The organism is Archangium sp., assembly GCF_036388035.1.
GTDB lineage: Bacteria > Myxococcota > Myxococcia > Myxococcales > Myxococcaceae > Archangium.
In genome coordinates, this window is record NZ_DASVSO010000126.1 from 1 (window position 1) to 8,328 (window position 8,328).

Below are 8,328 nucleotides of genomic sequence, written 5' to 3' on the forward strand. Positions count from 1 at the left end.
GACGGCGGGCACCGCGACGAACTCGGTGAAGTTCACCAAGCTCGCCGCCGCCTTCATGGCCGAGCTGGCCAAGGGCACCACGAGCGTCGCCCTGCAGGCCGAGGACGCCGAGACCAGCCGCTGATCCGGCGGTGAAGCAAGACGGCCCGTGCGCCTTCCGGTGTCCTCACCGGGGAGCACGGGCCGTTGTCATTGGACGACCAGGCGCGGTAGCCCCTCGATGCTAGGATGGGGCGCGAGAAGGAACCCCCATTCATGCAACTCCCTCGCGCCCTCCTCCAGACCCTGGGGCTCTGTCTTGTCGCACTCGTGCTCCAGGCCTGTCCGGAACCCGAGCAGCCGCCCCTCACGACCCCCTGTAGCTCCTCGACCTGCGACGGCTGCTGCCGCGTGGATGGTCGCTGCATGCCGGGAACGGCCCGCACCGTGTGTGGCCAGGGAGGCAATGCGTGCAAGGCCTGTCCTGAGACCTCTACGTGCACGAGCGGTGGGTGCGTGTCCCCGGACGACGTCACGAAACCGGACGCTGGGAAGCCCGACGCGGGGACCTCACCCGACGCGGGTTTGCCGGACGCTGGCGGCGGCGGAGTAGACGCCGGGCTGCCGCCTGGTGGGGGAGACGCGGGGCTGGATGCGGGAGTGGACGCGGGAGTGCCCGCCACGGGTGACGGGTGCGCGGATCCCATCCCGCTCAAGGTGGTGGATGGCGGCGCCTATGTGGTGGGCGATACCTCCGGTCACGCGGATCGCGGCGCCGGTCCGTGCGGCGGGGCGGGCGGCCAGGACGTGGTGTACGAGCTCCAGGGTCCCCAGTCCGGAGACATGGTGGTCACCGTCGCGCCTCTCACGAGCGGTGGACTCCAGCCTGTCGTCTACATGAGCCAGTTGTGCGACACGCCGAAGTACTGCATCGCCGCGGGAACGGCGGGAGCCACCACCACGCTGGTGGGGCCCTCGTCGTCCAATGGGAAGTACTACCTCTGGGTGGACGGCGCTCCGGGCACCTCCGGGCCGTACTCGATTACCGTCACTTCCAGCGCGAGCATCGGTGAGGCGTGTGGTGCGCCCATCGAGCTGCCCTTTGGCTCTGGCGAGGCGAACGTCTCGGCGACGGATACGAGCTGGACGGACCACACGAGCGGGAGCTGCAACTCGTGGTCGTCCAGCGGAGACCATGTGTACCGCGTGACGTTGGACCGCGTGCAGAACCTCGAGGTGCGCGTCTCGGCGCTGTCCTTCGTGGGTGACACCTACCTGCGCGGCGTCTGCGGCGGCGGCGAGCTCGTGTGCAACAGCAGCGGGTTGATGCGCCGTCAGGAGCTCGCTCCCGGCACGTACTACCTGTGGCGGGATTCGCCCAGGCTCACCTATGAGCTGTACGCGCACCTCACGGATCCCATCCCGGGCGACTCGTGCGCGACGGCCAGGCCCCTCGTCTTCTCGGAAGGGGAGGACGGCGGGACCGCGACGGACACCTCCACCACCGTGGGCACGTTCGACAACGGGGGCTCGACGTGCGGCTCGGCCGGTATGCCGGACGTCGTCTACACCTTCACGACCACGAAGAGCTTCGACTTCCGGGCCAGCGCGAGCGGCCACTCCTTGTCGCTCCGGAGCGCCACCTGTACCGGGACACAGCTCGCGTGTGTCTACGGCGGCATCGGCGGTGGCCACCTGCCGCCCGGGACGTACTACCTCTGGGTCGATAGCCAGTCCACGACCGGGGCCCCGTTCACCCTCACGGCCTCCCTCACGCCCTCGGTGCCGGGCGACACGTGCGCCAGCCCCGAGCCGCTCGTGTTCTCCAATGGCTCGCTCGGTGGCGAGGCCGAGGCGCGAGGCAACCTGTCCACCCGCTTCCACAACTCGACCGGGAGCTGCAACAGCAGCAGCAGCAGCAACGACAGCGTCTACAGCTTCACCACGTCCAAGACGCTGAACTTCCGTGCCAACGCGGGCAGCACCGCGGTGTACCTGCGCTCCGGGGACTGCCAGTCCGGCCCCGAGCTGAGCTGCGGTCGCTGGTCCGGGGTCGAGGTCACTGGGTTGGACGCCGGCACGTACCACCTGTGGGTCGACGATGACGCATCGTCGTACACACTGTGGGCGGCGCTGACACCGCCTCCCTGCGAGGAGCCGATCCCGCTCGTCTTCAAGGATGGGGCGGACGGCGGGGGGCCCACGGCGACCTTCAAGGGCGATACCTCCGCCGCGTTCCCCACGACGCAGGCCTCGTGCGGAGGGAATGGCGGCCGGGACGCGGTCCATGCCTTCCGGCTCACGGAGCCCCGGCGCCTCGAGGCCACGGTCACGCCGTTGACGTATGGCTTCCGGCCGATGCTGTACCTGCGCGCGAGCTGCGACGGGGAGGAGCAGGCATGCACCCTGGCTCCGGCGGAGAACTCCGACGCGACGCTCTCCACGGGCGTGCTGCCCGCCGGGAGCTACTACCTCTGGGTGGACGGGTACAGCGGCACGGTGGGGGCGTACAACCTGTCCGCGACGCTGAACTGACGCCGCGCCGGAAGGCGGCCCTGAAAACACGAAGCGCCCCCACTCCGCATAGGAGTGGAGGCGCCTCGCGTGCTTCCCCCAGGAACTACCCCCAGAAAAATCAGGACTACTGCATGGCGGCGGCGGCGTCGGGATCCACCTCGGCCATGAGCGCGGCCAGCTCGGCCTTCAGCTTGTCCTTGGCGCGGATCTCCAGCTGGCGGGCGCGCTCGCGCGAGAAGCCGAAGTGCTCACCCAGCTCCTTGAGCGTCATCGGCCGCTCGTTCATCACGCGCTGCTCGATGATGAAGCGCTCGCGCGGATCCAACCGCATGAGGGCCGTGCGCACGCGGGCGTTGATGAGGCCCGCCTCCTCCTTGTCCGCGAACTCGTCATCCTGCGGCGCGCTGGCGCTCACCACGAAGTCCACGTGGCTGTTGCCGCCGTCCTCGCCCATCGGCGCGTCCAGCGACAGATCCCTCCCGCCCATGCGCTGCTCCATCTCGCGCACCTCGCCGGGCTTCACGTGCAGCTTCTTGGCGATCTCATCCACGTTCACCACGGAGCCGTCGTCGGCGCCGAGCTTCTCCAGCTCGCGGCGGGTGCGCGCCAGGCTGAAGAACAGCTTGCGCTGCGCCTGCGTGGTCCCGAGCTTCACCAGCGACCAGCTCTTGAGGATGTAGTTCTGGATGTAGGCGCGGATCCACCACACCGCGTAGGAGATGAGGCGGATGCCCTTGTCCGGATCGAACTTCTGCACCGCCTTCATCAGGCCGATGTTCCCCTCCTGGATGAGGTCGGACATCTTGATGCCGTAGGAGCGGTACTCGTAGGCCACCTTCACCACGAAGCGCAGGTTGCTCGTCACCAGGCGGTGGCCAGCGGCCAGGTCGCCCTTGATGAAGCGGCGGGCCAGGGCCTGCTCCTCATCGACGGTGAGCAGCGCGTACTGGTTGATCTCCGACAGGTACATCGCCAGGGAGCCCGAGTTGGACGACTGCTCAGTGGAGAGCTGCATGGTTTCTCCCGAGTGGCCTCGGCGAGGCCGGTGAGAAGAGGTTTGGTTCGCGTGACAACCAGATGGAGGGTGGCTAGAGCAACGTGTGTGCCATGCTCCCCCCAAGGGATTTCACCAGTCGCAACGCATACTTGGCCGATGCGACCGCACTGGGGTGGACGGTAAGCCCGTAGAAGTTACGGGACCGGTCTGGCTCCACCTGGCGACCGAGGCTGAAAAAAAAGTTCCACTGCCCTCAAGTGGCCTCCTGCTGCCCCGATTGCCATTGGACTGTCGGCCGGGGGCTACGAAGGGAGGTTCGTCTCCCCTCGTCCCTACCGGTAATGGGGAGCCGGCCCGTCCTCCACCGGCACTGCGTTTCCACGAGCCCCGCCCCGTCGCTCCGCCGTGGAGCGGGCGGGCGAGCGGGGGCTCGAAGTGACGCGTGCGAGAGGGGAGGGGACGCTAGGAAGCGCGGGCCTTCGGGGCCTGCGGGTGCAGGGCCTCGGTGGCGCGCTTGAGCTTCTTGAGCAGCACCGCGGCCTCACCCGGCTGCAGCGGGCGCTGGCCGAAGCGCGCCTCCAGGTAGCGCCGCGTGAGGGGCGTCACCGTGGGGGCCAGCGGGTGCGCCTGCCGCGTGAGGCGGGCGGAGACGTCTTCCAGGGTCTCTCCATCCCGGGGGCGCACGCCCACCGTCGCGAGCTGGCGCTCCACCGCGTCCACGAAGCGTGTCGCCTCGAGTGCCCGCTGCCGGGGCTTGCGCCGCGCGAGGTACAGCCACGTCCAGTACACGCCCGCGCCCACCAGCGCCGCCAGGCCCCAGGCGCGCAGCGGCGGCAGTTGGAGCCGCTCCTTGCCCGGCTCCGGCTCGCGCGGCGGGCGCGTCAGGTTGCGCATGAAGTCCATCTGGTCGCGGAAGGTGTAGTCGACGACGGAGCGGCGCCAGGCCGACTCGATGGACTCGTACAGGGAGACGAGCGACTCGAGCAGCTCCAGCGACTGGCTGGCGCGGAACGCCGGGGGCGTGGCGTCCACCGTGACGAAGCCGCGCCCGGGCACCAGCACGTGCGTCCACGCGTGGGCGTCTCCGGCGCGCACGAGGTACTCCTCTCCCACGCGCTCGCCGCCGAAGAAGCCCGTGGCCAGCCGGGCCTGGAAGCCCTGGGTGCGCAGCATCAGCGTGAGCGCCGTGGCGAAGTGCTCGCAGTGGCCCGCCTTGCGCACGAAGAGGAACTCCGTGAGCGGCTCCGCCACGTCCCCGCCCAGCTCCAGCGTGTACTGGTACTCGGTCTGCAGCCAGTTCGACAGCTTGTTGGCCGCGGCCAGTGGCTCCTTCTCGCCGCCCACCACCCGGCCCGCCAGCTCCGCGATGCGCGGATCCAGGTTGTCCGGCAGCGCCAGGAGCTGGTCATGCTCGAGCTGATCCAGCTTGCCCGGGTCCGTGTTGGTGCCCGGCGGCACGCTGTACACCTCGTACTCGTACCCGAGCCCCTCCTCCACGAAGCGCAGCTCGTCCCCGCCCAGCTCCTGCAGGGTGGTGCGCCGGTTGCCCGTGGGCGTGTGCGCCAGGGCATTGCCCAGCTTCGCGGGCGTCTCCAGGGCGATCAGCGTGCGGCTGCCATAGGCCGGCAGCAGCTCGATCCGCTGGTATATCTGCTTGTCCGCGCCCGGGCGCAGCGTCACGCGCGTGCGGCGCTTGCCGGGAGTGCCGATCGTCGACCACTCCGTGCCGTCGAAGGTGTCGTAGGTGCGGCCCAGCCAGTAGGCCTCGAGCTGCTCGGTGGCGGGAGCCGGCGTCAGCTTCGCCTTGAGCACCACGCGGGGGTTGCTCTTGAGGGTGCCCGAGCCGCCCAGCCGCACCGTGTCGGAGAAGCCGCTCGTGGCCACGCCGAGTCCCGGCGCCGCCCGGCGCGCGCCCACGTTCCAGTTGAGGCGCGGGAAGAGGACGAAGAAGGCCACCGCGCCGGTCACCGCGAAGACGATGCCCAGGGCCAGCGGCCGCATCACCGCGCGCACCGGCACCGGCTCGCCCGCGGGCACCGCCGCCTCCACCACGCCCAGCCCCAGCGCGAGGCTCGCCAGCACCGCGAAGGCCATGAGGCACACGGCGAAGAGCAGCTCACCGGAGAGCGCCGCGCCGCCGGCGATCATCAACAGGCCGGCCAGCAGCACCTGCCCGTCCGTGGCGGCGGTGGTCTCGGACAGCAGCCGCTGGCTGGCGACGAGGCCCGCGAAGGAGCAGGCGGCCACCACGAGGTCCAGCTGTCCCGCGCCCACCGCGAGGTAGAGCGCGCCCGCCATGGGCACCAGCAGCGCCGCCGTCAGCCGGGGCGCTCGGGCGAAGGGGCGCCGTCCCAGCAGCGCCACCAGCAGCGCCACCGCGACGAGCCCCAGGGCCCACACGGGGAGCTGCCCGGACACGGCCATGGAGGCGAAGGCGGAGCCCGTGGCGAGATCGCGCAAGACGAGTCGCAGTCGGTTGGGTTGCCTCATGCCGCTTTCTCCCGCTGCTCCTCGAAGCCCAGCCAGGCCAGCGCCTGGAGGATGCCGCGCTCCTGGCCGCTGCCCGCGCCCGGACGCAGCCGGTGGCTCGGCACCTCCAGCCCCACCTCGTGGCCGGCCTCCAGCAGGCGGTGGGCCTGCGCCGCCACCTCCTCGCAGCGCCGCTCCAGCGCGTCACCCGCCAACCCGGCCCGCACGTCGAGGATGTAGGTCCGCCGCTCCTCGCGCTCGCGCTCCACCCGGAGGAGCTTCCCCGCGGAGGCGCTCTTCAACCAGTGGACGCGCCGGGCGTCCTCGTTCTCGCCGAGCTCCCGCAGCCCCGCCACGTCCCCGGTGCCATCCAGCCGGTAGGGGTTGTTGGCCTCGCCCACGTTGCCCACGGCCGCCTCGCCCGGATCTCCACACGCGAAGCCCCGCCGCGGGTAGACGAGCAGGGTGCCCTCCAGGTCGAAGACGCGCGTCTTGGCGAAGAGGCCCAGCGGCCAGGTGGTGGTGACGCGCACGCCCTTGAGCTTCACCGGGCCTCGCCGGGGCGCGGTGACATCGGCCCGCACCACGTGCTCGGCGCCCGCGGGCAGGTAGCCCACGCCGCCCTCGCCGGTGAGGGGCGAGTCCACCTCGGACAGGGTGAGGGCGAAGGCGTGCCCCTTGCGGCGGGTGAGTCCCCAGCGGAAGGCGAAGGGCTCACCGGCGAAAGCGCCGTCGGTGCCGATGCGGCGCACGGCCAGGTCCTTCAGGCAGCGCTCGGAGAGCACCCCGGAGAGGATGATGACGCTCAACAGCAACCCCAGCACGAGGTAGAGGAGGTTGTTGCCGGTGTTGAGCGCACCGAGGCCCACGCCGAACGTCACCACGAGGTACGTGCGGCCCATGCCCGTAACCTTGAGGGTGCGCGGGGGGCGGAGGGCGGCGCGGAGGCGGCGCCACGGCGAGAGGGGCGGGGTACTCACCGGGGGGCCGGCACCTTCCGGGCGACCTCCTCGAGGAGGTGGGCGGCCTCGTCGCGGGTATAGGCGCCCTGGTTGGCGCTGCGCAGCAGGAGCCGGTGGGCCAGACACGGGCCGAGCACCGCCCGCACGTCCCCGGGCGTCACGAAGTCCCGCGACTCCCAGAGGGCGTGGGCGCGGGCGGCCATGCCCAGCGCGAGCACCGCGCGGGTGGAGGCGCCGCGCTCGATGTCGCCGTGGGCGCGCGTGGCCTGGGCCAGCCGCACCACGTAGTCTGCCAGGGTGTCGTCCAGTCGCTGCGCGGCCACCAGCGCCCGCAGCTCGAGCAGCTCCTCGGGCGAGGTCACCGCCTGCAGCGCGTCCACGGGCGAGGAGCCGTCACGGGTGGTGAGCAGGCGGGCCTCCACCTCGGGGGAGGGGTGGCCCAGCGACAGGCGCATGAGGAAGCGGTCGAGCTGCGAGTCCGGCAGGGGATAGGTGCCGGAGAAGTCCACGGGGTTCTGTGTGGCCACCACCGTGAAGGGGCGGGGCAGGGCGTGGGTGGCTCCATCCAGGGACACCTGGCCCTGGGCCATGGCCTCCAGCAGCGCGGACTGGGTGCGCGGCGGGGCGCGGTTGAGCTCATCGGCCAGCACGAGCTGACGGAAGAGCGGGCCGGGCCGGAAGGTGAAGGTGGCGCTCTGGGCGTGGAAGACCTGGGCACCGAGGATGTCGGCGGGCATCAGGTCGGCGGTGAATTGCACGCGGGAGAAGGAGAGGGCGCAGGAGCGGGCGAGGGCTTCCACCAGCGTCGTCTTGCCAACTCCGGGGACATCTTCCAGCAGGAGGTGCCCGCCGGCGATCACGCACGTGGCGGCGAGGCGGACCTCTTTCTCCTTACCCTGCACCGCGAGGGACAGGTTTGTCGCCAGGCGCTCCAGCGTGGCGCGCGCGGTAGCGGCGGAGGGGAGGGGAGTGACGGCTCGAGCAGGGGAGTTCATCGGGAACCCCACTCTACCCCAGCCATGCCGCCCCGGAATCCCCCCTCCTGGGGCGGCGGACCCGAGAGGTTCTCAGGCCAGGACTTCTTCGGGGGTGTAGTACGCGCGCGGCGGCGAGATGATCCCCGTGGTCAGACCGAAGTAGCGGAACATCCGCTCGTGGTGTCCGGCCAGCCCCCGGAACTGCACCTTGCGCTCCGTCAGCCCGTGGGTGAGCACCCCCACGGCCGAGTCACGGAACTCGCGCAGGTGGGCGAAGTCCACCACCACCTCCCGCGCCCCCAGCTCCTCCAGCGAGCTGCGCAGCTGAATCGCGGTGCGGCCATCCAGTGTGCCCGTCAGTCGAAGGGTCAACCGCCCCGCGAGTTCTTCCTGGTGAATTTCCAGCCCCGCCATGATGTGCCTCTCC

The 8,328-nt window shown here is 70.9% G+C and carries 6 protein-coding genes; 1 reads left to right on the forward strand and 5 read right to left on the reverse strand.

Features of this window, described 5'->3' with window-relative positions; genetic code table 11:
- Positions 1 to 495: 495 nt before the first annotated feature.
- The gene (locus VF697_RS05590) at positions 496 to 2,514 is read left to right on the forward strand and encodes a hypothetical protein (RefSeq protein WP_331092447.1); all 2,019 of its coding nucleotides are present in this window, start codon (positions 496 to 498) and stop codon (positions 2,512 to 2,514) included.
- A gap of 106 nt (positions 2,515 to 2,620) precedes the next feature.
- Here the strand turns inward: VF697_RS05590 and VF697_RS05595 are convergent, their stop codons facing one another.
- The 5 genes from VF697_RS05595 to VF697_RS05615 form a co-directional block, all read right to left on the reverse strand.
- Positions 2,621 to 3,511: an RNA polymerase factor sigma-32 gene (locus tag VF697_RS05595; protein ID WP_309890800.1), complete on the reverse strand. Its 891-nt coding sequence runs from the start codon at positions 3,509 to 3,511 to the stop codon at positions 2,621 to 2,623.
- A gap of 444 nt (positions 3,512 to 3,955) precedes the next feature.
- Positions 3,956 to 5,983: a DUF3488 and transglutaminase-like domain-containing protein gene (locus tag VF697_RS05600; RefSeq protein WP_331092448.1), complete on the reverse strand. Its 2,028-nt coding sequence runs from the start codon at positions 5,981 to 5,983 to the stop codon at positions 3,956 to 3,958.
- Positions 5,980 to 6,864, reverse strand: coding sequence for a DUF58 domain-containing protein (locus tag VF697_RS05605; protein ID WP_331092449.1), 885 nt, complete (start codon positions 6,862 to 6,864; stop codon positions 5,980 to 5,982). Before VF697_RS05605 ends, VF697_RS05600 begins: the two co-directional genes overlap by 4 nt.
- A 74-nt stretch (positions 6,865 to 6,938) precedes the next feature.
- Positions 6,939 to 7,919, reverse strand: a complete 981-nt coding sequence (locus tag VF697_RS05610) for an AAA family ATPase (RefSeq protein ID WP_331092450.1) — start codon at positions 7,917 to 7,919, stop codon at positions 6,939 to 6,941.
- A 72-nt stretch (positions 7,920 to 7,991) separates the two neighbouring features.
- Positions 7,992 to 8,328 (reverse strand): STAS domain-containing protein (locus VF697_RS05615; RefSeq protein WP_331092451.1); only part of this gene is annotated, 337 nt, incomplete at its 5' end.

Bases quoted from the DNA above. Each gene is read 5' to 3' on its own strand.
- VF697_RS05600 (WP_331092448.1), bottom strand. From the start codon at position 5,983: ATGAGGCAACCCAACCGACTGCGACTCGTCTTGCGCGATCTCGCCACG.
- VF697_RS05610 (WP_331092450.1), bottom strand. From the start codon at position 7,919: ATGAACTCCCCTGCTCGAGCCGTCACTCCCCTCCCCTCCGCCGCTACC.
- VF697_RS05605 (WP_331092449.1), bottom strand. From the start codon at position 6,864: ATGGGCCGCACGTACCTCGTGGTGACGTTCGGCGTGGGCCTCGGTGCG.
- VF697_RS05595 (WP_309890800.1), bottom strand. From the start codon at position 3,511: ATGCAGCTCTCCACTGAGCAGTCGTCCAACTCGGGCTCCCTGGCGATG.